Raw genomic sequence first — 25,466 nt, 5'->3', positions numbered from 1 at the left:
ATTTGAGGGAGGACATGGGATGAAAAAATTAATTAGTCTTTTATGTACAGCGGTGCTTGTCATTACACCGCTGGCAGATGTCAGCGCAGAGGCGAATAACAGCAGTACGATTGAGGCACGGGCGGAGCAGATCGCCACGCAGATGGTGCAAAACTACGGTGTCACCAGTGTGCAATATGCGATCATGGATGAAGGAGAATTCATTTTATCAGATAGTGTAGGACTGCACGACAAGGCATCACAGAAGCCAATAGACAAGGATAGCATGTATGGCATAGGCTCGGTTAGTAAAATGGTTGTTACGGCAGCCGCCATGAAGCTGGTTGATTCCGGAAAAATAGATCTGGATGAGCCGCTTACTTCGTATATTAAGGACTTTAAGATGGCAGATGCGCGATATACGCAAATCACACCGCGCATGTTGATGAATCATTCATCTGGTCTTTACGGAACACATTATGGAAACAGCATGTTGTTTGACGATAATGACAGCCGCAATCATGATGAACTATTGCTCAAACTTCAGTCCGAAAAACTGAAATCCAAACCTGGCGAATACTCCGTCTACGCCAATGACGGTTTTCAATTGCTTGAAATCCTGGTTGAACGGGTGAGTGGGTTAAGCTACAGCGAATATATCGCCAAGTACATCAGCGAGCCGTTGAAGTTGGAATCAACGAAGACACCACTAGATTCCTTTGACAGAGCGCAATTATCCGAAACCTATTGGCCTACTCTTGAGATGACGATGCCTACCGAAAATGCAAACATTATCGGCACAGGCGGGGTGTACTCTACCGCAGAAGAATTGAGTCAATTCGGAGAGGTTTTAATGGGGAACCGACCCGATATTCTGTCCGAATCTGCTGTGAAGGCCATGCAATCTCATGAATATCGGAAGGGCATATGGGTATCTGATGAGCAAAATACGATCAATTATGGCTTGGGGTGGGATTCGGTTGAGCTTGCACCTTTCAGCGATTATGGGGTTACCGCGCTTGCCAAAGGCGGGGATACCATGTTGTACCATGCCGTGTTAATCACTATACCTGAACATGATATTTCAATGGCGGTCCTATCCTCTGGCGGATCTTCCGTCTACAATCAGATGTTTGCCAGCAAAGTGCTGCTGGACGTTCTGGAGGATCAGGGCATCATCAACGATGTTCAGCCTGATCAGACATTCTCACCACCTGTCAAAGTGAAGATGCCAACAGAATTAAGCGCGTACTCCGGTCTCTATGGTACGGTAGGAGAGACATTGGATATAAAGATCAATGATGGTGAGATGCAACTGCCTGCCTTGCTGGGAGGAATTATTCCTGAGCAGAACTATGTCTACACAGGCGACGAACATTTTACAAGTACGGATGGCAGTGTAAAAGCTAGCTTTGTGAAGGAACGTAATGACAAGGTGTATGTTAAAGTTCAGGCGATTATAACGTTACCCGGCATAGGTCAAACGGTGATGAACACGTATGATTATCAAAAACTGGATCATAATGCGCTTGACGCAACAACCAAAGAGAAATGGACAGCTCGTGACGGCTCGAAATATTACGCGTTGGATGAAAAAATAACGTCGATCTTCTATCTGCTTCCATCGATGCTGATCAAGAACCTGTCTGTTGATGCCCAAAATGGCTATGCTAATGGCACGCAAATCATGGATGCAAACAACGCAGAGAATATCGCCGAGATTCCTGTAATGAACGGAAGAGACGCGTTTGATCTGCAATTTTACACAAAGAATGGCGCCGAGATTTTGATCCAGGATGGGCAAGAATACATTGCCGAGGATGCGATTACTCCAATCTTTGGTGGGAAAAAAGGAATTACAACTATTCCGGCAAACGGTCAAGCCCGGTGGTATGCGATCGACGCCAGATCGAGTAACAAATCCATCACGGTGGATTCTCCGAAGACCGGAGGTTACGCAGTGTATAATGATAAAGGGGAAATGGTTGACTTCTCTGTAGCAACCAATCAGGAATCGACGAAGCTTCCGAAAAGTGGTTTTATCGTTTTTGGTGGGGATGCCGGTGATGTATTCCAGATTGAATTAAAGTAAAGCAGGGACTGCGTTACAAAGTCACATTCTCAACTTGTCACATAAATAATGTCGTATTCAGAAAGTCGCCTTATGGCGGCTTTTTTTGATTTACTTATTAGAATAATTTAACAATCTGGTAACAATTCGACCTCACTGCTCGTTATATTTATGTAGTTATATATCAGGCTCATTTTTAACAGGAGGAATTACTATCTATGATCAATAGACATAAACGTCAAACGACTAAGCAATGGAAAATAAGAGCAGGCAGGCCCATCGTTGCAGGCCTTACTGCCGGAATATTAATGGTTCACGGAGTCATCGGCGTGTTGCCATCTCAGGCACATGCTGAAGCATCGGATGTATCTATTCGTAACTGGTATTCGTATCAGCGAATCACTGTACCTGAACTGAAACCTTCTTGGACAGCAAAAGTAGATAACTATTTGAGTATGAACGAGACGTACATCGGAGCTAATGCCATTGCAGAAGAAGGCAAAGTATTTACGTTTGCTGGATCAAAGTTGATTGCACTTGATGCGACAACAGGTAAACGGCTGTGGACTTACGGCAAAGAACTGACACCTTATATTACCTATCAAGGTGGCGTCCTCTACGGACTGACCAGTGATCACAAGCCATATGCCTTGAATGCAAAAACAGGCAAAGCAAAATGGCAGTCAGGAACATCCACATGGATTGATACGGTTCAACGTGCGGAAGCTCTGATTCCAACAGCGGATACCCTCTATGTTATTAAAGGAAGTACAACGTTTGCACTGGATATCCAGTCAGGCAAACTGCGCTGGAAGGCAGATGAGCCATTAGGCGAAGGTCATGGTACTGAATATCTTGAAGAGTCTAATGGTATTGTACTGAGAACCTTTTTTGTCCAAGGGGCACTTACATCCGTTCAACTTAATGCATATGACAAGAAAACGGGCAAGAAGCTTTGGGGGCATTTTGGTCAGGGGGAAGCTATTCAGATCAAAGACGGTCTTGTGTATTCGGTGGATTTTTATTCTCCAATGTTGGAAGATGACGAGTCTTCACCTGAACGCAAATGGAAAGTCAATGCGTACAACCTGAAGACCGGTGTGTTGAAAGAAAGTCAGGAGTATAGGTGGACCATGCCTGGTGACCCACCGTATACGAATGGTAGAGGAGGTATACTTGTCTATAAAGACAAACTGTACATTTCGCAGGGGGACAACATAGCGGAGTATTCGTTGAATACGACCAAGTTGGAAACTACGCCAATTCGAACGCTTCACCAACCTTACGGGGACAAAATGGAGTTACTTGGCATTGTACAGGAACGGCTGGTGTACAAGAACCTCGAGACAGGTGAACTTAAAGGCATTAAGCTGGCTAACGGTCAGGAGGTGCAGTGGCATGGTGATGCCCCGGTTTCTCAGATTGATGTTTACGGTAAAGGAATGTATCGAGCGCAACGTAACGGCACCCTGCTTGCCCTCAACATGATGACGGGTCAGCCAGCTTTTCGAGTCTCTACCGGGGGAGACCTGTATAATAAGACATTGAAGACAAATGGAATGATCATCATCCAAGCCGAAGGCAAACTTCTCGGCGTCAAGCTGCCAGCATCGCTGAAATAATCGATTCAGAATAAAATCATGGGAGAAGACCGGATCAGGGCATAACTCGCTTCTAATCCGGTCTTTTTTATTTTTGTGCGTAAAACACTGCAAAGTCCAAGTATTTGTACATGCAATCTGCCACGCCAAACCCAGCTTCCTCCAACCACATCAATTGATCCTCCAGCGTGGCATTGATATCCACCTTGCGTCTTTCGATCGAAGCCGAGATGGCTTCCTCAGACAAACCACTTTGATGTATCGTTTCTAACCAGCGCTGGCGGTAATAGGTGTCCGTATCGGGGGTTCTTCCCTGAACTTGATCTGCGTTGATGAAACATCCACCTGGTTCTAACAACTTGTGTACAGAGTCAAACACCTTTTTCTTGTCAGCGTGGGGCAGATGGTGAATAGACAGGGAGGAGATAATCATATCGTAGGAACTGGTGAAATCGTACTTGGAGTAATCCCCGATCACATACTGTACTTGGTTTGCATCAGCAAATCTTCGACGTGCTGCTTCGAGCATTTGATCACTAATATCGATCAGGGTTAATCGTGCGTTGGGATACTTTTGCAGGACCAATCCGGAGAGCAGTCCCGTTCCTGCACCCAGATCAAGAATACGTGGAGAATCGAGCGGGCTTTCCATTAGATCCAGAGCTATTCCATAAAAATCATCAAAACAAGGGATAAGCTGCTTTCGCTGCACATCATAATCTTGGGCTACCTTATCAAACAGCTGTTTTACTGAGAATTCCATGTGCTTATCACTCCTTGATGTTTTCTCCATATTTTACAAACTGGAAGGGATCAAGGGAAATACTGATTATGGATAAACTCATAGGTTGGGCCTATAGGTTTCGAGTTTCTGCCATGGGTAATAACATGTAAGCGCAGAATATAGACAGGGAGGAATGAACCTGATGTTTCAACCACGTTCTATTATGATGAGTATCTCGTTAATCGTTATAGTTCTAACACTTGCAGCTTGCTCTGGTAGTAATCAACCTTTGCCTAGCCCTCAACCATCAATGCCAGTAGGTGAAACAGAAGTCGCGATTGAAACAGAGCGTCCAGAGACCGAAAGTTTTGAAATGTTGACCGCAGATGGCAATCAATCACTAGAAGCGACCTTGCAACAAGGAGAAGGATTTTCCTTGTACGTATTTGAGAAATTCACATTTGATGCTGTTAAAGGCCGTCTGTCACTGACTAGTAACGCTGACTATTATGTGGATATTGAACCACTGCCTTCGGAGTATAATCTGGCAGAACTGGAGACAGCGGGTAAAGAAGAATTAGAAAAAGCCGGTAAGGTATCCGATTATAGTGGAGAACTGGTAGAACACCCGCTTGGTTATGCCGAGCTCTATCTTCAGGCCTCTGGTGAAAAAGGCATTAGCGATTATATGGTCTGGAAATCAGAAGAAGGGGATGCATTTCTATTCCGTCTTCATAATCCAAAAGGAGAAGAGGCTTCTGATTTCGCCAGCCCGGTCCTTGTTTCGTTATCCACCGTTCAGGGTGATTCGTAACTTAGATGACTATAAATTTTTCAACGAAAGTCGCCAATTGGCGGCTTTTTTACTTATGCAGATTGCACGGAAAAGTTGCGAGACGATGTATTCACTTCCATTTGACTTAGAGTACGCTCTAGGGTGTAGACTTTGAAGAAGAAAAAGAAATATTGCCAAGGAGATGAACAGAATGACACAGGAAAATAATATTAGAACTTTACAACATAAAATGGACTCTGGATTCAATCATAACAGTACAGCGGAGGATGTATTGAGAGATCTGGACTTATCAGGACAGCTTGCTATTGTAACGGGTGGATATTCGGGTCTCGGGTTGGAGACGACACGTGCGCTTGTTAATGCGGGAGCCCGTGTAGTGGTGACTGCACGTCGTCCAGCGGTTGCGAAGGAAGCACTTTCTGGTCTGGAAGGTGTTGAAATAGATGCATTGGACCTTGCTGATTTATCCAGCGTTCGTGCTTTTGCCGAGCGGTTTCTGGCGAGTGATCGGAACATTGACATGCTGATTCTTAATGCGGGCATCATGGCTTGCCCGGAGACGCGGGTTGGTCCTGGCTGGGAAGCTCAATTTGCAACAAATCATCTGGGCCACTTTGCCCTGACTAATCTGTTATGGCCAGCACTCGCTAGTCAGGGGGGAGCACGTGTTGTTTCCTTGGCATCAGCGGGACATCATTTCTCACCTATTCGTTGGGATGACATCCAATTTGAACATGGCTATGAGAAATTCCCTGCCTATGGACAGTCCAAAACAGCAACGATTTTATTCAGCGTTGAGCTGGATCGTCGAGGTGCAGAGCACGGAGTACGGGCTTTCTCAGTTCATCCAGGCGGAATTATGACACCACTACAGCGTCATATGCCAAAAGAGGAAATGATTGCGCTGGGCTGGATTGATGAATCTGGACAAGTGGCCAACCCTGCGTTCAAAACACCTGAGCAGGGGGCAGCGACGCAAGTCTGGGCAGCAACTTCACCTCAGCTTGAGGGAAAAGGTGGTGTCTACTGCGAGGATTGTGACATCAGTGAATTGGCTCCAGAGGATGGAGGTTTCTATGGGGTCAAGAAGTATGCTATCGACCCCGAGCAAGCTATTCGTTTATGGGAGCTATCGGCCAAGCTGACTCAAACAGACATAGTACTCTCATAATCATGTAGTTTTCTTGTCCACGAGATAACGGTAGTTGCATGAGAAACGCCTTGCGGTATTCATCCGGCCTAGATGCTGGTTCCGCAAGGTGTATTTTTTATTTATTTTTTTGAAAGAGAATATTTAGTTTCATGAAAAACTTTCATATATCTTTAAGTTGAAATTAATCGTACCCTCATCTATTTCATGCTTAATAGAGAATAAGCTACGATACATTACATCATACATAAGGAGAAACGCCTATGAAATTCAAGAAAAAAATCGGTACGGTCAGGAACCGTCTGGTAGCATCATTTTTAATCGTATTGTTGCTTCCCAGTCTGGTTATCGGAGGATTCGCCTATTTTACCGCTAAACAGCAAGTAGATACACAACTAGCCAACATGGCCAACACCGACATATCGCTCGTTAGCAGCATGGTCAACCAATACATACAAGCTAAACAATCAGATGTGGGTCTCTTAGCCGAATCCATTACATCTACAACTCCTGAAGCCGCATTAAAAGCCTATACTAATAACCATTCGGAGGTCGAATCAGCTATTTTTGTAAACAGCGACGGACAGCATGTGTACGCTTCTTCCAGTCAAAGCAAGCCGGGCAACGATAAACCTCTGGAGAGCGAATTCTATACAAAGGCGATGGCTGATCCAGGACAGGTTGTTCTGACGGAGCCGTTCACTTCGGAAGAGTCGGGTAACACGGTATTGACCTTAGCGAAAGTGTCTAGTGACAGCAAGTCAGTCGTCGCTGTAACCCTTGATTTAAGCACTCTGCAAGAGATTGTAGGCCAGATCAAAATTGGAGATAACGGCTTTGTCGTCATTTTTGGCGCGAATGGCTCTATGATCGTAACTCCGCCATGGGGAACTGAAAGTTCTCAGGGTGAGGATGCGGCAAATGGTAGTGCAACACCGCTCAACTCTTCTTCTGATGCAGAACAAGACACCGCTCAAGGTGATGGAGGACCCGGGACAACGATGTTTGAGGGCGACTCCGGCCAAATTGAGCAAAGCTCTCCTGAAGGAGAGACACGTCAGCTCGTCTATATTACCAATCAGCTTACGGGCTGGAAAATCGCAGGAGATCGCTCACCGATCGAGATCGTGCAAGCAGCCAAACCCATTTGGAACAATACATTAATGGTCATCTCCGTGTTTGCCCTGCTAGGGATAGGGATGACAATCCTGATCGTGCGTTCGATCACCAAACCGCTCAAAACATTAAATGATGTATCTGAGGAAGTCAGTCGGGGAGATTTGACCCAAAGCGCAGCCATTCATTCAAATGATGAACTCGGTCAGTTGGGGGATGCCTTCAACCTTATGGTCGGTTCCCTGAATTCCATTGTATCCGAGGTGAAGAATTCATCTAATCAACTGGTCACTGCTTCGGAACAGTTATCCGCTAATGCGGGTCAAAGTGCTACAGCAACAGGACATATCGCTGAAACGATTGAACAGATGGCGGAAGGCACTGACAGACAGGTGGCGCTGGTTGAAGCGAGTCTGCGTACTATTCATCATGTGGCGGAACAAATCGGTCATATCGCCAATAATGCCTCAGCGACAGCTTTAGCTACAGAACATGTAGCGGAGAAATCAAAAGAGGGTGGGCAGGCCATCAATGGCGCAGTGATACAAATGGGAACCATACACTATTCCGTCAATCGTGTGTCGAATGGCATTAACCATTTGGTTCAGACTTCGTTGGAGATCGGGCAAATCATCAAGGTGATCTCAGATATCTCCCGTCAGACCAATTTACTGGCTTTGAATGCTTCCATTGAAGCTGCACGGGCAGGTGAACACGGCAAAGGTTTTGCTGTTGTAGCCAGAGAAGTAGGTGCACTCGCGGAGCAAGCTGCTGATTCAGCGAAGCAAGTCACCACACTAATTGGGAGCATTAACGAAGGAATCCAGCATGCGGATCAATCCATGATTGAGGCGATTGGTGAAGTTTCCAAAGGGATGACCGTGATGAATACGGCGGGCCAGCTCTTTGAAGAAATTACCTTGTCCGTGGATATGGTGAACAGCAAAGCCAGCGAAGTATCCACCATGGCTGATGATATCGTTCAAGAAACCTCCCATGTGGTGGCGAAAATCGAGGACATTTCTCATGTCTCGCGGGAAACGGCGGAAGGAGCGCAAACGGTATCTGCGGCAACAGAGCAACAACTTGCTTCAATGCAAGAGATTAGTTCATCTTCATCTTATCTGGCTCGCATGGCATCACGTCTTCAGGAACTCACGGAAAGGTTCAAAATCTAAAGAGAATGCGATTAATTATTGTGAAAACAACATAATTTCAAACAAAATCTCCTATTTAGCATATAATAAAGAAGGAGCATCTTATTTTCGCGATGATGCAATCATTTCTTTATGAATTCAGGGAGAGAAAATCATGAATATTTTTGAGCATCAGATACCTTTGGAAAAAGTGAAATTCAATGAACCTTTAAAAAATCACACGTTTATAAAAATTGGTGGTAACGCAGATATTCTCATCCATCCAACAACGATAGACGAAATCACAAAAATCGTAGAAATTGCCAACTTACATCAGTTACCTCTGACGGTCATTGGAAAAGGCTCAAACGTCATCATTAAAGACGGGGGCATCCGGGGAGTAACGATTTCTCTTAGCCACTTCGATCAAATTAAAGTGAGTGAGGACAGCATGATTGCGCAAAGCGGCGTTGATATCATTGATGTATCCAGACTTGCTTTGGAGCATAGCTTGACCGGTTTGGAGTTTGCTTGCGGTATTCCCGGCAGCACGGGGGGCGCACTTTACATGAATGCGGGTGCTTATGGCGGTCAGATCGCAGATGTTGTTGAACGTGCGACTGTGATCACCAAAGACGGCGCAGTGTTGGAGATCCCGCGAGAAGAGATGAAGTTTGGTTATCGAAATAGTCTCTTCAAAATGGATCACTATATCATACTGGAGGCCGAATTCTGGCTCAAAAAAGGAAACAAGGATGAAATTGCAAGCAAAATGAAGGAATTAACGTTCCTGAGAGAATCCAAGCAGCCGCTGGAGTACCCTTCTTGTGGAAGTGTATTTAAACGACCCGAAGGACATTTTGCCGGTAAACTGATTCAGGATTGTAACTTGCAGGGTACTCGCATCGGAGGTGCTGAAATCTCCATGAAGCATGCAGGTTTTATCGTAAATGTGGATCACGCTACTGCCCAGGATTATATGGATCTGATCCAATTTATTCAGAAGAAAGTCTATGATACGTTCCAAGTTGAATTGGAAACCGAAGTAATCTTTCTGGGAGAATAGCTTCGATGAATGACTTGAAAGGTCGCCCTTGGCGGCCTTTTTTGATTGTACTAATTATACTCAAACAAGAACTAATATGCTAATTATGGTAATATCAGAGTGATTGTATTTAATATTTCATCGTCATCATAAGGAGTGTACAATGGAGATAATCAAGCGTAACAGGAGAATTTTGCTAATCACTGCAATAGTAATTTTACTATCGTCCCTGTCAATCTTGGCATATATGTATATGAATGAACGAGCTGGTGGGCTAGCCGATCAACGGATATCCAAAGTTTGGGGATTGAATGAACCTATACGTATTCCTATAGCGAACAGTCCTCAAGGGGCCGTTCAAGAATTTAGAGGTGAGTTTTATACCTCCCAATTCATTCATCAGGAGGCTTTAGACGGTGGCATGATTTTGTTCACACAAAAAAAGGATCGGGAAAACAACAGTAATCTTCAGATGGAGTATACCCGCAAGAACATTTTCGGATGGAAATGGGTATGGGGTGGAGGATATTCCATTAATGAATCAGTTGAATCCAAGTCTGCGTTGCATTATATGAGCATACCGAAACTGGAAAAAGTCTCGGCCCCGTTGCCCATGCTGTTTGGTGACATCATAGACTCCACTATCAAACGTGTAACTGTTGAAATCAAAGAAACGGGTAAACCCGACACATTCGATGTGAAGCTGGTTGAGGCAGGTGAGAACCAACGAATCTGGTACGTATTCCTGCCTTCATCAGCTACTCTTCCTTATACCATCAAAGCATACGATGAAAAGGAGAACCTCTTAATCAACAAAGACATTGAAGAGGCAGATGGCTTTGGCTCATTATTTGTTAAATAATCTCAAACAGAACAACTATGCATTCTATAGTCACAACTTATTCATGACTTGGAATACTTTCAAGCCCCATGCTTCGTGTCTGCTTAAACACTTTTCGCTTAAATAAGGAGACGACCAACTGATATTGAAGCAAAATCAGTATGAGGATCAGGATTAGAATCCACCAATGGATCTGGAACGGGATATAATCCCCGGTTTGTAATGAGATCATGCGTAAGATTGCACGTGCTGCCAGGATCGCAAAAGGTACAGCAATCAGATACAGCAGGACAAATAGCGGTTTGTATACATCGACGAGCGTACGGTTAATGTCTCGATGGCTATATCCAAGCAATCGAAGGATATGCATATCCTTATGGCTATCCTGAACGTTAAGCAGAATGACTAGATATATCAGCAGGAAACCAACAAGAATCCCTGCCACTTGATTAATGACAGCACTGGATTGGCTCGATACTGCATCGCTACGCAGAGCAGCTAACTTGTTCTCGGCAGTAACCACTCGTGCATTTAAATCCTGAGAACTATCGTTACTGTATTCCCCGTTATGCATGAAGGGGCTAACGTTCAACCACCTCGCTAATTGTGTTTTGGATGTATAGATCGTATCTGCTTCACCATTTCGGCTAATCTCCCGAACAGAGACGTTATGCGGTTGATGATTAATGATCAGTTGAACGGTATCTCCGGATTGGATGTCATACAACGAACTGGTCGCCTCGCTCACCACAATACCATCTAGCTCAGCAGGCAGAATGGGGGTGTTGTCATGATCCATGAGTTGCACCTGTGTTCCCTGGTCGTCCATGCCGACCAACTCTACTAAGAATTTTTGCCCCTCAACTCCCATAAGCTGGACGGGCTGCCTGAGGTAGTACATGCTGGAGCTATGCGAGGTTACTTCATCTTCCCTCAGATCCGGATAACGGATATCGTACATGTAGTGCATGCCTGTCGTCTGCGATTCCAGGGCGGCACCACTTGATTGATACAACGAAGAACTTATGATAAATAACAAGGTCATCAGAAAAATTGCTGCTGCACTTAAGAAAATGGCGTTCCATTTGCGAAGCACGACGCGCAGAGGAAGCCTTAATCGTTCCGGCAAAAGGCTAATTACGGATTGGAGAGCTGTGGTTAATCTTCCATTCGGAAGAGGCTTAATCGTGTTATGCATGACATGAAATGTCTCTTGGCGCAAAAAAGGAACGATAGACATCCAGGTAACCAGCACCGTTCCGATGATAGGAATCAAAAGCCCAAACAAGATAGAACGGAGTTGAAGGCCTCGTTCCCAGAAGGGGAAGGAGTACATTTGAGCATACATATGGATTAGGACAGAGGAACCGAAGAAACCCAAAACCATCCCTACGAGTCCTCCTGCTGTCGATAGGATCAGTGAATAAACGAGTGGTGCGTGGCTGATCTGTCTTGCCGTATATCCCATTGCCTTGAAGCAACCGAAATCTTGACGGTGAAGACGGACGAAACGGGTGTAGAACATGTAGAAGATAAACAAAGTAATGAGTGTGAACAAGAAGAGGAAGCTCTGGGCCAGACTTTGATTGGAATCGATTGCGGTCAGTGGTTCGGTGCTGCTCTCAAGTCCAGAATTGAAAGCCAAATATGAGAAGGCGGGATCACTACTTATGCGCACTTCAGCTGAGCCGGAGTCCACATCTGGTTTGAACTTTGCTGCATAATAGCGCTCTTCCTGTCCGTTTATCTTATGGTACACATCAGGGGTAACGACACCGAAAGTCGCTTGATTGTAATCTTGCTTCAGGTCATTGAAAGGAATAAATGATTGGTAGTCTGGCAAAAACATGGAGCCAACGATGGTGAGATTCTGATTTCCTATGGTAATTGAGTCTCCTACAGTCAGGGCATGCTTATCCATATAGTGCGGCATTAGGGCAACTTCCGTAGAAGCTGCCGGCAGTCGACCTTCCAATAGGTAAGGTACATTTAGCATCTGGGGTGGAGCGAGCAGATAATAATTTGTACTGTCTTGTGTAACTTTTTTGAATCTTTTTTCCTCGATAATAGCTTCTGTATGTATCTCCTCTAACGCATGTAAACGATCTGCATCTTCTTGCAATTGGAAGCGGAAATCCTCCAAATGTTGTGTCTCAACGTATTCTTGAATATGAACCTGATTACGATCCACCGAGAATTCCACAAAAAAATACATAAACGAAGTCAGCACAACCATGAGAAACAAGAGGATGGTGTATCCACGGTTTTGCTTCAATAAACGGTACACATGCTTGTTAAGATAGCGCATTAGTCTTCCGCCTTCCCATTGTGAGTAAATCTATGCCCAATGCATCTGTGCAGCAGTAATTGGGTGCTCGTTCAATCGATCCTGATAGATGGAGCCGTTCTTGATTGTAATTACGCGCTGAGCAGTTTTGGCAATTTCAGGATTATGGGTGATGAACACAATGGTCACTCCGTATTGCTGCCGGGCAAGATGAAGAAGCGCGATCACATTTTTGCTGTTCATCTCATCCAACGCACCCGTGGCTTCGTCGCAGAACAAGATACGAGGGCTCTTAATTAATGCACGTGCAATGGCTACCCGCTGCTGTTGCCCACCAGACAGTTGACCGGGAAACTGATTCAGTATGTCCTCAATCCCCAGAAGGGCAGCTAGCTCCTCAACCGTGTGGCGTTCACTTGTTCCAGAGAGCCCAATGTATATATTTTCACGAACCGTAAGATGAGAGAGCAGATGGTACTGTTGGAAAATGTACCCCAGATGCAGTCTGCGAAAGTCGGCAAGTGCATCCTCGTTCAGTTCAGCAATGTCCTGGTTATTGATGAAGACGTGACCATTCGAGGGTCTGAGCAGTCCTGACATCAGGTTGAGCAGTGTGGATTTTCCGGAGCCACTTGGGCCAATGATGGCTGTAAACTCACCTTCAGCGAGATCCAGACTGATATTGCCTAGTATCATTTCATTTTTCTTAAAATGTTTCGTTACGTTCTGAACGGAGATGGCGATGTTCATCTTACACACTTCTTTCATAAAGATGAATTTGGATGAAATCAAGCTGTTCGCGAATAAAATCTTCAGTTAGATCGGTAGACAGGGCAAGCACTCGTAGTCCCTCCAGGAAAATAACAATATGAGCAGCAGCCGTGCGGCTTGCCTCAACCTGTATTTCACCACGTTGGACCCCATAGTCGATCAGTCGACTGAGCTCCGTGATGCTATGTTCCTGTTGGCGGTGAAGCAACTCACGATCCTCTGCATTGCGGTGTGACAAATAATACTCATACGCCGCAGTCATAATACTGTCATTGATCTCAGTTAGATCGATCCGTTGACTTGTCCAGAATGCATCCATGATCTGCTGAAATGGTATAGCTGCTTCCATCTGGGCTGTAAATGTTTCTTGCGTCTGTTTGCTACTTTCCATCAATAAGGACCTGAAAATCTCCTCTGTTGAGTTGAAATATCGGTAAAGACCGCCGCGGCTAATTCCGCATTGCTCCACAATATCTGTCATCGTGACAGCATGGAATCCTTTTCGAACAAATACCTGATGTGCACCTGCAAGGATCATCATTTTTTTGGACAACGATTTCTGAGTCATAGCTTCCTCCCAATGTTGTAAAACCGAAAAGTGACACTAATGTCGCTTTTGGATCATTTTATGACACCAATGTCGCTTTTGTCAAATGAAAGTGTTACCGATCAGGTGGGGGACATAAGTATATCTCCAGTTGCATCGGCACAGTAAAAAAACAGCGGCATTCGAAGACTTTATGTACGAGTCTAAGATTGCTGCTGTTTTACGGTTAGAGAATAAATAGTTAACTGGATTTTGGATCATCTGCGGTTCGATTGGCCTTCACATATTTGAGCTGCGCAACGATGATGACACTGATGATGACCAGCAGGAACCACGAACTGATCTTACTAAAGCTAACCAGTTGCCATGCATCATGCTGATCTGGATATTTCCAGGCATTGAAGAATGTAGCGATATTCTCGGCAGTCCAGATGAAGAAACCAACAATGATAAAAGCCAGCGATAACGGCATTCGATAGGTCGTTGCTCGTACCCGGTAGATAATCCAGGTTTTCCAGAAGACAATAAATACAAGCGCCGTCAGCCACCAGCGAAAATCGGGAATAAAATGATGAGTGAAAAAGTTGATATAGATGGCTGCTCCGAGCAGCATGGAAGGTGCAAAGCCAGGCCATCCGGTCATGTCCATTCGCAATCTTCGCCATACTTGACACATAAAACTGGCTACACTTGCATACATGAATCCACTATAAAGAGGCACACCCAGGATTTTGGTGTAAGCTGGCTCAGGGTAAGACCAGGATCCCATCCATACTTTATAAATCTCCAGCACCAGGCCAATAATGTGAAATACACAGATGACCTTGATTTCATCTCGGGTTTCCAAGCCGCTTCGATACATCAGGTACTGCACAGCAAGTAATACGAGCAGTATGGCATCATACCGATGAAGGAAAGGAATAGGAATTACGCTGGACAGGGCCAGTGTTCCAAAGATCGCTACGGGAAATATGCAACTCATTGCTTGATGATAGCCAAAATGAAGTAGTTGTATTAGAGATTTCAAGTTGAGTTTAACTCCTTCCCAAACATGTTGGAGCAAGATTCACTTAAGATTTAGGTTCTTCATCACGGGCGTTTTTGCCTACACTTCATAATATAGATATGGTCCATGAATAAAAAGAGAAAAAAACGGGCAAATCTGTTCTTGTTTTCAAACCTGAATCATCATGAAAATGCTCTATAAGAGGCGACAGGGTCACTCCATGTATATTCTCTTCAGGTTATGTTAAAATGAAATTCGTACAATTACATTAGACAAGGAGGCCGCTATGCAACCAATTAAACCTCAAGATATTCAGCTCCGGATCAATAATCTTGCTGATCAGGACTTATACGTACATCTAGAGCTTACGTCAGGTGCTTACGCACAACACATGGACAGTACTAAACATCCAGCATCGGCATTCATTACTAATGCGGCCATACGATATACGCAGGGATCCATTTCAGGTACAGGTCCATACCGTGTTGGTCTGAAAACGACGCAGGGATGGCTTTACGCCGAAGGTCTTACACATATTGATGAGCAGGAAAAAGAAAGACTGATTCTTGCCGGTCACGACAGCCAAGGTAAACTAGTTGTGGCGTTACAATTAAGCCGAGAGATGTTCTGATGAAAGCGGAGGGTTGAATAACCATGAATACTACACACAACGAGCAAGAGCATGAGCGCATCTTGGTGGTGTATCCACATCCAGATGATGAAGCTTTCTCTGTATCGGGAACGTTAGCCAAATACATAGATGGCGGTGCCCATGTAACCTATGCTTGTCTAACACTTGGCGAGATGGGGCGCAACATGGGGATTCCTCCATTTGCCAACCGAGTGACGTTGCCTGCCATCCGTAAACAGGAACTCATCGAAGCTTCTGAAGCGATTGGTATTCAGGACCTGAGAATGCTGGGTTTCCACGATAAAATGCTGGAGTTCGAAGACCCACAGTTACTGGAAGACACCGTCATGTCGCTACTTAAAGAATTAAACCCCACGCTGGTCATTACGTTCTATCCGGGGTACAGTGTTCATCCCGATCATGATGCAACGGGAGCCGCTGTTATACGTACAATCGCTAAACTTCCTGTGGATGAACGTCCGATTGTTCACTGCGTTGCGTTCGCAAATAATCAGGAACAGTATATTGGCAAACCGGATGTATTCGTTGACGTATCCGAATTTTTGGATCGGAAAATGGCTTCCATTCGTGCCCATCGTTCACAATTCCAGGCAGCAGAGCTTGTAGGAAATCGTGAGCTGAATAATGAAGAAATCAAGAAACGTTTTGGCAGAGAAACATTTTGGACCTATCCATTTGAATAATATGTTACTTAGAAGTCGCCTAAATGGCGGCTTTTTTTGTTTTACATCACAATATCGACACAAAAATGTAGCGTCTATAGCCTAATTGAGCTATATGGAATAAATATCATTTTAAGTACACTGTGATCAGGATTGTGATAACGCTTCAATTATTACGTTGCTTCAATGGATGAGGGACATGGAGAGTTGATTTTAAGTGGAATGGAGGGATGGTGTGTACAACCAACGTATATTTTGGATTAACGTAAGACCCGTTGAATACATTGCCACAGCAATAAGCAACTGTAACCAGAAGCCGGAATTGCGCGGTTTGAATCATGAGTAATCCTCAGGCAGGATTGGGTGCATTCAACAGTTGTAAGAAGAGTCGGGTTACGGGTTTACTTTTTCTAATCGGAATGATGATGCTCCTACTATCTCTTCCGCACGGTGCAGTCATGGGCTCTTCCGGACATCGTGATCTCATTCCCCTTCAGCCTATGATTGACCGATCTGCACCTGGAGAAGTCATTGAACTTGCGTCAGGTCGTTATTCTGGACCGGTGACGATTGACAAGAACATCACCATTCAGGGTGATCCTACGGTCATAGTTGTTAATGCGGAAGCCACCTCTACGATAATGATTCGCTCGGATGGGGTGAAATTGAGCGGTTTTACAATTGAACATGATACCAATGAACAGACTGCAGCCATTCAGATTGAAGGGAAAAACAGTGAGATCACGGATCTGCATATTCAGACCCAGGGGTACGGGATGATCATCCGAAATTCGAGTCATGCAACGATTCAGCGGAACAACATTACTTGGATGGGGGCTGATTCTGCTTCCAGTAGCCAGAAGGGCAATGGCATTGATCTGTACAACTCCCATGATAGCTACATTGAAGCCAATGAGATCACCGGCATGAGGGATGGAATCTATCTGGAGAACAGTCGCAAGTCTATCGTGCAAAATAACAGGCTGTTACATACAAGGTATGGCATCCACTGTATGTACATTGACGGCTCTTCTGTCATGGATAATACCGGAGAAGAGAACATGACAGGTGCCATGATTATGGGCGTCAAGAATACGGTAATCTCGGGCAATTCTTTTCGCAAACAGAGTACTAATGTTCATTCCCAAGGCATTCTGTTGTATGACGTGCATCAATCCTCAATTCATAACAATGTGGTGGAGGGTAATCGTGTCGGCATGAATATTGCAGAGTCATCGGGCAATGAAATCCGTGGCAATGCGGTGCTTCGGAATTTTGTTGGCATCCAGCTTGTTCTGGCAGAAGCTAATGAGCTTACAGGTAACCAATTGGTATCCAATGTTATTGAAGCTTCAGCGCTGGATAGCCCGAATAATACCATGATGGAGAATTACTGGGACTCCTTTCAGGGACTCGATCTGAATCAGGATGGGATCAGTGAAATATCCTATGCCATCAATCCTTTTTATGAGCAACTGGTCAGTCGAAATTCAGCATATCAGCTCTTTTTTCAATCACCGGGTATGGTCTTTCTGAGTGAGTTGTTTACAGAGGGCAGAGAACAATGGACTACCGACGATTCGCCACGAATGAGCATGGATACGGGATCTGATCTGAACATGTCAGTGGAAAGGGTGGCAGGTTCCAATGTGGTGTGGATGCTCGGGTTAGTTCTGTTGGGTATGGCAACTTTTATAATCATCTATATGGGGGTATTACGAAAATGAACAAAAGCTTGAACAGAAGATGGTCCATGGTTATGGTACTTATGTTTGGCATGGTATTGTTAACCGCTTGCGGAACAAAATACGCGGCATTGCCGATCAATGAAGACGTGGATATCTGTGCGATCTGTAAAATGCAGGTGAAGGACGATGCATATGCAACACAGCTCACTACGAAAGACGGCCAAAATTACAAGTTCGATGACATCGGCTGCATGAACCAGTGGAAAACAGAAAATGGCACAGATAACATCGGTATGGACTATGTACGTGATTATAATGACAAGGAATGGATTGAATACAGTAAAGCCACGTATGTGTACGACGCTTCATTGCGTACGCCTATGGCTTATGGAATTCTTAACTTTAAGGACAAGCCTTCGGCTGAAGCTTTCATTGCAGAGCAAGGTGTCGGAACCATTATGACCGCTGAGGATCTTGCCTCCCATGACTGGAAACAGAACACAGAGAATATGGACATGATGGGTGAACATGGGCATGATGAGCACGGACATGGTGAAGAAGGAGACGGTAATGAGATGCATCAGGAAGGTGAGATGAAAGAAGAGTCAGGCCACTAGGAATGACAATAGAAAATGGTGATCAATGATGTCAGATATGATACAGATTGCAAGAAAAGAAGTGAAAATGGGATTTCGCAATCCTTGGGCATATTCGTTTCTGATTCTTTTTTGCACATTTAGCTTAAGTTTGTTACTTCTAAATTCACAGAATCTGGTTGAAGGATATTCGGGCACCACAGGTTCGATGTTAAATCTCATTCTCTACCTTTTGCCATTAATGACGCTATTCCTCGGTTCCTTTTCATTAACATCGGAAAAGGAAGACGGTAGCTGGCAGCTGCTATCCACGTATCCCATTGGCACGATGTCTTTTATTGTGGGCAAGTATCTTGGGCTGTCGATTGTTTTGATCACCATTGTTGCATTTGGATACGGCCTGATGGGGGTCATTAGCGGAGTAATCGGAAATCCACTGGATGCCATGACATATCTTCTCTTTCTGGCATTCTCGTGTGGACTGGTGTTGTTATTTCTGACGCTGGCTCTATTCATCGGTTCATTGTCGCGCAATCGGTGGCAGGCGTTAACCATATCCGTGACCGTATGGTTCTTCGCTGTCATTGGGTGGCCAACATTATTGCTTTCTGTGCTGGGACTGATGCCTTATCTGTGGGTCAAACCGCTACTGATTATACTAACACTTATCAATCCGGCCGAGCTGGTACGTTTGTATGTCGTGATCAAACTGGGAGGCGGCTCCATTCTGGGACCAGAATATTATCGATGGGTGGAGTGGGTGCAGCAACCAAGTGGCAGTTGGATCTTCATCGGGATATGCCTGTTCTGGATCACCTGCTCTGTCCTGGCGGTATACGCGATCTGGGAGAGGGGGCGTTCTCATGGATAAAGCGGGGCTCGAAGTGATAGGATTGTGCAAATCCATTAAAAAGCAACCGATTGTTGAGGATATCTCCTTTCACATGAATTCTGGCCAAGTGCTTGCCCTCTGTGGAGGGAATGGCGCAGGGAAAAGCACGGTTCTGCGAATGATCGCAGGAATTCTTCGGCCTACCTCCGGTGAGGTTGCGGTGAACAATGTGCGATGGTTGAAGGAGCGCAAGCGTTATTCAGAGCAGATTGGATATATGCCGGACGATTATCAATTTAATCAAGGACTGAGTGCGGAGGAAATGCTTCTGTTCTGGGCTTCTCTGAGGAAAGTTCCCAAGGAGAGAGTACAGGAAGTACTGACCATGGTAGGTTTGGAGGATCAAAAGAAAAACCGGGTTACGACCTTCTCCAAAGGCATGCGCCAACGTGTGTTATTCGCCCAGGCTGTGCTGTCGAAACCTCCACTGCTCATCATGGATGAGCCAACAAATGGATTGGACCCATTCTGGATGCAGGAATTAACTCAGCTGCTCAAGGGAATCAAACAGGATGGTCACATGGTCGTGTTCTCTACCCATCAGCTTGAGATCGCAGAAGATATTGCGGATCAGGTGATATTCATGAACCATGGACGTAATGTTGGAGAGGGCTCCACTCACGACTTTTGTGATCAATTCGGTTCGCTCCATGCAGCATTTCATCAAAGTCTTGGTTTAAAGTGAAGGTGAGTTTAATGCAGAAAAAGAGTTTTAAAAGTAGACGTACACTTACAATTTTGATTGGTGTGATCGCATTGTTAGCAGGTACATGGGCCATTTTTGAAAATGTATCGACACCCGAATCTCGGCGAGGTAACGCCATTGAAGCTGGTGCCGTGGCTCCTGAGTTTACAGCGGTTAATTCAGCAGGCGAACAAGTCAGGCTGTCGAATTATCGTGGCAAAGCCGTCATGATTAACTTTTGGGCTTCATGGTGCACACCCTGTGTAAGGGAGATGCCACTCGTTCACCAGATCGCTCAGGACTATCAGAACGACGTGGAAACCCTGTTTGTTAACGTGGGGGAATCGAAGGGCACGATCCGTGAGTTTATGGATAAGCAGGCGTTTGATTTTCCGGTGATCATTGATGTGACGGGCAATATATCAGGTATGTACCGTATTACAGGTTTGCCCGCAACAATGGTCATTGATAGGGATGGGGAGTTCCGTCACATACTGCTCGGTGAACTGACCGAAGATACACCATTGCAGCAATGGCTGGAAGAGAGTATCTAGTCGTAAGCGTTGGATGGTGATAAAAGGGGCAGGAACGCTCGAGATCGCCCAAATTTGGAGTAGATGAATGTATGTTAAAAGTAACTACAAAAATATAACATAAAAAGGCGGACACCCATCTAACGAAGGGGTGTCCGCCTTTGCTACTTTTGCTTTTGAAGATATGCTGCTTCGCAGCCGATTACAATACAGCAGCTGAAGCGTGATTGGTACGAGCGATTCTGGTTGCATCAACCATGTTGCGCAGAGAAGCAACCGTTTCTTCTTGTCCACGGGTTTTCAATCCGCAGTCCGGGTTAATCCAGAACAGCTTCGGATCAAGAACACGCAGGGCACGTTCAATCATGCTGCTCATTTCATCTACACTCGGAACACGTGGACTATGGATGTCATATACGCCAAGACCGATACCGAGCTCATACGTATTTTCTTCAAAACTATGAATCAGTTCACCGTGACTACGGGATGTCTCAATGGAGATAACATCCGCATCCATAGCTTCAATGGAATCAATCATGTCATGGAATTCGCAATAGCACATATGCGTATGAATTTGAGTCGTTTCATGCACCGTGCACGTGGAGATACGGAACGCTTTGACTGCCCAAGCCAGGTAATCAGCTTGTTCATTTTCTTTCAACGGAAGCCCTTCACGAACAGCCGGCTCGTCAACCTGTATCATGCCAATGCCTGCCTGTTCAAGTGCTTCGACTTCCTGTCTCAACGCATACGCCAATTGATAGGCAATCTGCTCACGAGCAATGTCTTCGCGTACGAATGACCAGTTCATGATGGTAATCGGGCCAGTCAACATGCCTTTGACAGGACGCTCAGTCTGCGATTGGGCATATTTCGTTTCTTCAACCGTCATTTCACCAGTAAACGCAACATCTCCGAAGATGATAGGTGGCTTCACGCAACGGGAACCATATGATTGTACCCAGCCGAACTGTGTAAAGGCAAAACCAGCAAGTTTCTCGCCAAAGAATTCAACCATGTCGGTACGCTCAAACTCACCATGCACCAGTACGTCAATTCCGATCTCTTCTTGAATCTTGATCCAGATATCAATCTGATCCCGGATGAAGGCAGCATACTGTTCGTTGTTCAACTCACCCTTGCGCCACAACTGACGTGCTTTTCTGACTTCAGCAGATTGTGGGAAACTACCAATCGTTGTTGTCGGGAAGAGTGGCAATTGCCATTTGGCCTGTTGGGCTTCATGACGCTCTGCAAAAGGACGGGATCGCTCTGGCTGTTGAACACTGATGGACGCAACGGCTTTCTGTACAGCGGTACGGTTCCGATCTTCGGATTGCTGAAGCGCCTGAAGGGTAAGCTCAGCTTCGTCTATTTTGGCGGTAATCTCTGCACTCGGTGAAGATAAGGCTGTAGTCAAAAGAACGATCTCATCCAGCTTTTCATCTGCAAATGCAAGAGCATTTTTCAGTTCAGATGTAAGTTTTGTCTCACGTTCTGTTGTAACTGGCACATGCAGCAGGCTGCAAGATGATTGCACGATGATACGTTCAGGTGTCACGAACTCAGTCAATTCATTCAGCAAGTTCAGTTTTGCTTGAAGGGAAGCTTTCCAGATCCCACGTCCATCAATAATACCTGCACCAAGCACTTTGTCTGCCGGGAAACCGGATGTCCGAATGGATTGTGTGTTACCAGAGAGTCCGTGTACAAAATCAAGTCCTACACCTTGAACTGGCAATGCCACAATGTCGCTGTAGTTTTCGACAGATTCAAAGTACGTTTGCAGCATGATATTCAAGCCTGGAACAGCTGCTGCAAATGTTTCATATATTTTATTCAGACGCTGTACGTCTTCATCGCTTAATTTGGTTACCAGAATAGGTTCGTCGATCTGCACCCACTGAACGCCTTCGCTTGCAAGTTCTTGAAGCAATTGAGTGTACAGTGGCAGCAAACGGTCCAACCAAGCGTCCGTCTCGGATTTATCATAGCCCTTGGAGAGCTTCAGGAAGGTCAAAGGTCCAACAATAACCGGTTTTCCTTCAATGCCGAGTTTTTCTTTTGCTTCACGATAAGCGAGAAGTGGTTTGTTCTCCGTCAGATTCGGGGAAGCCCCGTCCAGTTCAGGTACAATGTAGTGATAGTTCGTGTTGAACCATTTTGTCATTTCACTTGCTGCGGCATCTTTCGTTCCTCGTGCAATGCCATAATATACGGACAACGGAACGGAACCACCATCATAAGCAAATCGTTTAGGGATAATGCCAAACATCACAGCCGTATCCAGGATATGATCATAATAGCTAAAGTCATTCACCGGAATGATGTCGATGCCTTTTGCTTGTTGCTTGCGCAAATGATCGATACGGATCTCCTGCAAACGTGCGTGAAATTCTGTTTCCTCCAGCTTACCTGCCCAGAACGCTTCCAACGCTTTCTTCCATTCCCGATCAGCACCAATACGCGGATATCCCAATACACTGCTTTTTGTCATCGTTTAAAACCCCTCTGCTTTTATGTTACACAAAATTTATCACAGATCCGGAGTTATAATGTAATTCCATTAAATTATACCTAGTTATAGCCTGAGGCTATATCCAAAGGTGTATGCTTCATAAGTTGAATTAACGAGTATTTACACTTGCCACTCCGATGACAGAATAACCTTCCAACTCAGCTAAGGATAAATAATAGATCGTAATCATATTTTGTATGCTTTTGCATTCGCTCGGGATAATAGAAAGTAAAAAAAGGTGGATGAGTATGGTAATTCAAAAACGATTTGTTCTCTTAATACTTTCAGCTATAACATTAATGATAAATAGTGTTTCCCTATACACAGATGTTACATATGCAGATCCTGAGAGCGTACAACAAGAAAACTATAAGCCATTAGCACTTACGATGCTCAACTCTTACATTGCTCGTGAGATTACCAACTATTATCAGGCAAATCATAAACCTGTCCCTAGCTACGGTCTATATGATATTCATGTATTGGAACTTAAAAGGCGCACACAAGGTGGTTATAACTTTCGAACCGTTCTGGAAGTCAGAACTTTCTACGGTCCACATAACCCGCCATATGGGAAAGAGATCATTACGTTTGAAATAGACCCCACTAATGTTACAATGGTGAACTACGTTCATACGAATGATTGAAAGGAAGGCGGTACGCATGAACCTGTATCATATCCAGTCGACTGTGCATGGGATCAACAGAGTAAAGTCCTTTTTGGAAGAAAATTATATTGGTATCGCTTGGTCAGTTACAGGGGATCTGGAGAATACGCCCCCGGAGCTATGGAAGGAACAGTTGGTGCTACACTATAGCTTGGATGAAGCTGAAATGGCGAACACACTTGCGACACTACATATGTTTGCTAACCTCATGCAGGATGGAGATTATGTCTTAATTAGCGATGATGAATGGACGTATGTGGGGGATATCGGGGATTATTATTACGACGATTCCGCTGGTTCTGAAGAGGACTTGATCTGTCACCGACGCGGAGTTACCTGGTTGGGGCGCATTCCTCTCACTGAGCTGAATGACAAAGTGCAGGCACTGCAGAAAGACGCATCCATCCTTGCGAAATTTGAGTATCCCATATCACAAGCACAGCTGGATCGAGGTCTTGCAGTCAGCATAACAGCCGAAGCAACGAACTCTCTCTCAACAGGGGTAGATGAAGCCACGGTTCAGACAGCTCTCCAGGTGCTGAGAGAAGCGTTACACAGTGAAGAAGAAGAGCTGCGAATTCGTGCGGCTACAGCCATTTTGCAGTATGCCAAACAATAAATAAACCCATAACTATATAAATTGAACTAAACATTTACACAAAACGGAGAGGACAGAAAGAACCTGAAGAAGCGGAGCTACAAGCTTTCTGCAGGAAAGCTACATCGGAAGCATACTATTCGTTAGTTCATTTTATATAGCCCTGAGATCTGTTCATTTACATTCATATCACTTCGTCCACCGTGGTAACAAATCACAGATGAAATGTCGAGTTCCATATACTTTTTCAAGGAGCAACGAGCCATTTCGATATCCAGCGTAGTAGGTTCATGAATGCCTCCAAGCCTGCCGTCTACACTATACATTGAATCTCCGGCGATGAGCGTTTTGCTGCCCATCAAATATAGACTGATATGACCTGGCGTATGACCAGGTGTATGACCAGGTGTATGAATAACACGAATTCCGCCGCAAAACGGCAGTACCTGACCATCAGTTACCGTTTCATCTACTTTGCCCATTGGAGGATGCTCAAGGTGACCGTCTTTGAGAAGAGGGAGCTGTCCCTCAATATATGGCTTATCCAGCGCATGCGCATATATCTTGACTTGTGAGCCACACTCCTGCAAAATCTCGGGAAGACACCCGATATGGTCCACATCCTGATGCGTCAAAATCACTGCTTTAAGTCGGCTGATCGGCACACCAATCTTTTCGAGTGCGATACGCAAATCGTCATATTGTCCAGGGAATCCGGTATCAATTAACACAACCATTTCTTCATCCCATATCAGAACAGGGTGAGTTATATTCCCCTCGAAATTAAGCTGAAGCATCGTTATTCCCTTTGAAATTTCCATAATATCAGACCTCCGAGAGTTGAAATTCATATACATCGTTGCTTGTTATATTTCTTATGTAAACGAATAAAGACGGCAATAAG

Annotated in this window: 23 protein-coding genes; 16 read left to right on the top strand and 7 right to left on the bottom strand. The window is 44.9% G+C overall.

The features are described from left to right. The first annotated feature begins 19 nt into the window (after positions 1 to 19). Together NSQ38_RS21530 and NSQ38_RS21525 are read left to right on the top strand one after the other, a co-directional pair. Positions 20 to 2,071 carry a serine hydrolase domain-containing protein gene (locus NSQ38_RS21530; protein ID WP_339783979.1) on the top strand — a complete coding sequence of 684 codons (2,052 nt, stop codon included), beginning with the start codon at positions 20 to 22 and terminating at the stop codon, positions 2,069 to 2,071. Positions 2,072 to 2,268: 197 nt separating this feature from the next. Next, positions 2,269 to 3,672 carry a PQQ-binding-like beta-propeller repeat protein gene (locus NSQ38_RS21525; RefSeq protein ID WP_339783978.1) on the top strand — a complete coding sequence of 468 codons (1,404 nt, stop codon included), beginning with the start codon at positions 2,269 to 2,271 and terminating at the stop codon, positions 3,670 to 3,672. A gap of 67 nt (positions 3,673 to 3,739) precedes the next feature. Here the strand turns inward: NSQ38_RS21525 and NSQ38_RS21520 are convergent, their stop codons facing one another. Then, on the bottom strand, positions 3,740 to 4,414 hold the full coding sequence (locus tag NSQ38_RS21520) for a methyltransferase domain-containing protein (protein ID WP_338594603.1): 675 nt from the start codon (positions 4,412 to 4,414) through the stop codon (positions 3,740 to 3,742). A 163-nt stretch (positions 4,415 to 4,577) separates the two neighbouring features. Here NSQ38_RS21520 and NSQ38_RS21515 point away from each other — a divergent pair, with 163 nt between their 5' ends. The 5 genes from NSQ38_RS21515 to NSQ38_RS21495 all read left to right on the top strand — a co-directional run bounded on the left by NSQ38_RS21515 (position 4,578) and on the right by NSQ38_RS21495 (position 10,480). Beyond that, positions 4,578 to 5,189: a hypothetical protein gene (locus NSQ38_RS21515; RefSeq protein ID WP_339783977.1), complete on the top strand. Its 612-nt coding sequence runs from the start codon at positions 4,578 to 4,580 to the stop codon at positions 5,187 to 5,189. 172 nt (positions 5,190 to 5,361) lie between these two features. Next, positions 5,362 to 6,342, top strand: a complete 981-nt coding sequence (locus NSQ38_RS21510; protein ID WP_338594607.1) for an SDR family NAD(P)-dependent oxidoreductase — start codon at positions 5,362 to 5,364, stop codon at positions 6,340 to 6,342. Positions 6,343 to 6,584: 242 nt separating this feature from the next. Then, positions 6,585 to 8,615, top strand: a complete 2,031-nt coding sequence (locus NSQ38_RS21505) for a methyl-accepting chemotaxis protein (RefSeq protein ID WP_339783976.1) — start codon at positions 6,585 to 6,587, stop codon at positions 8,613 to 8,615. Positions 8,616 to 8,748: 133 nt separating this feature from the next. Then, positions 8,749 to 9,639 carry a UDP-N-acetylmuramate dehydrogenase gene (gene murB / locus NSQ38_RS21500; RefSeq protein ID WP_339783975.1) on the top strand — a complete coding sequence of 297 codons (891 nt, stop codon included), beginning with the start codon at positions 8,749 to 8,751 and terminating at the stop codon, positions 9,637 to 9,639. Positions 9,640 to 9,871: 232 nt separating this feature from the next. Then, on the top strand, positions 9,872 to 10,480 hold the full coding sequence (locus NSQ38_RS21495) for a hypothetical protein (protein ID WP_339783974.1): 609 nt from the start codon (positions 9,872 to 9,874) through the stop codon (positions 10,478 to 10,480). Between the two features lie 37 nt (positions 10,481 to 10,517). On the opposite strand, the gene NSQ38_RS21490 is transcribed toward NSQ38_RS21495, so the two are convergent. The 4 genes from NSQ38_RS21490 to NSQ38_RS21475 form a co-directional block, all read right to left on the bottom strand. Beyond that, positions 10,518 to 12,767 (bottom strand): FtsX-like permease family protein, encoded by a 2,250-nt coding sequence (locus NSQ38_RS21490; protein ID WP_339783973.1) that lies wholly within the window; start codon positions 12,765 to 12,767, stop codon positions 10,518 to 10,520. Positions 12,768 to 12,797: 30 nt separating this feature from the next. Further along, entirely contained in the window at positions 12,798 to 13,514 is a 717-nt protein-coding gene (locus NSQ38_RS21485; RefSeq protein ID WP_339783972.1) for an ABC transporter ATP-binding protein, read from the bottom strand. Continuing rightward, positions 13,498 to 14,085: a TetR family transcriptional regulator gene (locus tag NSQ38_RS21480; protein WP_339783971.1), complete on the bottom strand. Its 588-nt coding sequence runs from the start codon at positions 14,083 to 14,085 to the stop codon at positions 13,498 to 13,500. Before NSQ38_RS21480 ends, NSQ38_RS21485 begins: the two co-directional genes overlap by 17 nt. A gap of 220 nt (positions 14,086 to 14,305) precedes the next feature. Next, positions 14,306 to 15,091 carry a DUF817 domain-containing protein gene (locus NSQ38_RS21475; protein ID WP_339783970.1) on the bottom strand — a complete coding sequence of 262 codons (786 nt, stop codon included), beginning with the start codon at positions 15,089 to 15,091 and terminating at the stop codon, positions 14,306 to 14,308. A gap of 265 nt (positions 15,092 to 15,356) precedes the next feature. Between NSQ38_RS21475 and NSQ38_RS21470 the strand changes: the two genes are divergently transcribed. The 7 genes from NSQ38_RS21470 (at position 15,357) to NSQ38_RS21440 (ending at position 20,799) form a co-directional block, all read left to right on the top strand. Beyond that, complete coding sequence (locus tag NSQ38_RS21470; RefSeq protein ID WP_339783969.1) at positions 15,357 to 15,701, top strand: YojF family protein; 345 nt, start codon at positions 15,357 to 15,359, stop codon at positions 15,699 to 15,701. Between the two features lie 23 nt (positions 15,702 to 15,724). Then, on the top strand, positions 15,725 to 16,405 hold the full coding sequence (gene bshB2 / locus NSQ38_RS21465) for a bacillithiol biosynthesis deacetylase BshB2 (RefSeq protein WP_339783968.1): 681 nt from the start codon (positions 15,725 to 15,727) through the stop codon (positions 16,403 to 16,405). A gap of 317 nt (positions 16,406 to 16,722) precedes the next feature. Further along, positions 16,723 to 18,111, top strand: coding sequence for a NosD domain-containing protein (locus NSQ38_RS21460; protein ID WP_339783967.1), 1,389 nt, complete (start codon positions 16,723 to 16,725; stop codon positions 18,109 to 18,111). Next, positions 18,108 to 18,689 carry a nitrous oxide reductase accessory protein NosL gene (locus tag NSQ38_RS21455; RefSeq protein ID WP_051449728.1) on the top strand — a complete coding sequence of 194 codons (582 nt, stop codon included), beginning with the start codon at positions 18,108 to 18,110 and terminating at the stop codon, positions 18,687 to 18,689. The genes NSQ38_RS21460 and NSQ38_RS21455 overlap by 4 nt, the downstream gene beginning before the upstream one ends. 28 nt (positions 18,690 to 18,717) lie before the next feature. After that, a complete protein-coding gene (locus NSQ38_RS21450) occupies positions 18,718 to 19,539 on the top strand; it encodes an ABC transporter permease (protein ID WP_339790627.1) in 822 nt (273 codons plus the stop codon). Then, complete coding sequence (ccmA, locus tag NSQ38_RS21445; RefSeq protein WP_339783966.1) at positions 19,532 to 20,245, top strand: heme ABC exporter ATP-binding protein CcmA; 714 nt, start codon at positions 19,532 to 19,534, stop codon at positions 20,243 to 20,245. Before NSQ38_RS21450 ends, ccmA begins: the two co-directional genes overlap by 8 nt. Before the next feature lie 11 nt (positions 20,246 to 20,256). Continuing rightward, complete coding sequence (locus tag NSQ38_RS21440; protein WP_339783965.1) at positions 20,257 to 20,799, top strand: redoxin domain-containing protein; 543 nt, start codon at positions 20,257 to 20,259, stop codon at positions 20,797 to 20,799. A gap of 181 nt (positions 20,800 to 20,980) precedes the next feature. Here the strand turns inward: NSQ38_RS21440 and metE are convergent, their stop codons facing one another. Further along, positions 20,981 to 23,275: a 5-methyltetrahydropteroyltriglutamate--homocysteine S-methyltransferase gene (gene metE, locus NSQ38_RS21435; RefSeq protein ID WP_339783964.1), complete on the bottom strand. Its 2,295-nt coding sequence runs from the start codon at positions 23,273 to 23,275 to the stop codon at positions 20,981 to 20,983. 263 nt (positions 23,276 to 23,538) lie between these two features. Here metE and NSQ38_RS21430 point away from each other — a divergent pair, with 263 nt between their 5' ends. Both NSQ38_RS21430 and NSQ38_RS21425 read left to right on the top strand, forming a co-directional pair. Next, a complete protein-coding gene (locus NSQ38_RS21430; protein WP_339783963.1) occupies positions 23,539 to 23,943 on the top strand; it encodes a DUF3888 domain-containing protein in 405 nt (134 codons plus the stop codon). Next, positions 23,936 to 24,583, top strand: a complete 648-nt coding sequence (locus tag NSQ38_RS21425) for a hypothetical protein (RefSeq protein WP_339783962.1) — start codon at positions 23,936 to 23,938, stop codon at positions 24,581 to 24,583. Before NSQ38_RS21430 ends, NSQ38_RS21425 begins: the two co-directional genes overlap by 8 nt. 122 nt (positions 24,584 to 24,705) lie before the next feature. Here the strand turns inward: NSQ38_RS21425 and NSQ38_RS21420 are convergent, their stop codons facing one another. Beyond that, positions 24,706 to 25,383 (bottom strand): MBL fold metallo-hydrolase, encoded by a 678-nt coding sequence (locus NSQ38_RS21420; RefSeq protein ID WP_339783961.1) that lies wholly within the window; start codon positions 25,381 to 25,383, stop codon positions 24,706 to 24,708. Positions 25,384 to 25,466: the final 83 nt, after the last annotated feature.

It is taken from the genome of Paenibacillus sp. FSL R7-0313, from assembly GCF_037969885.1.
Taxonomy (GTDB): Bacteria; Bacillota; Bacilli; order Paenibacillales; family Paenibacillaceae; genus Paenibacillus.
The sequence above is the reverse complement of the archived record's forward strand: the minus strand, read 5'-3'. Positions and strand labels throughout refer to the sequence as shown.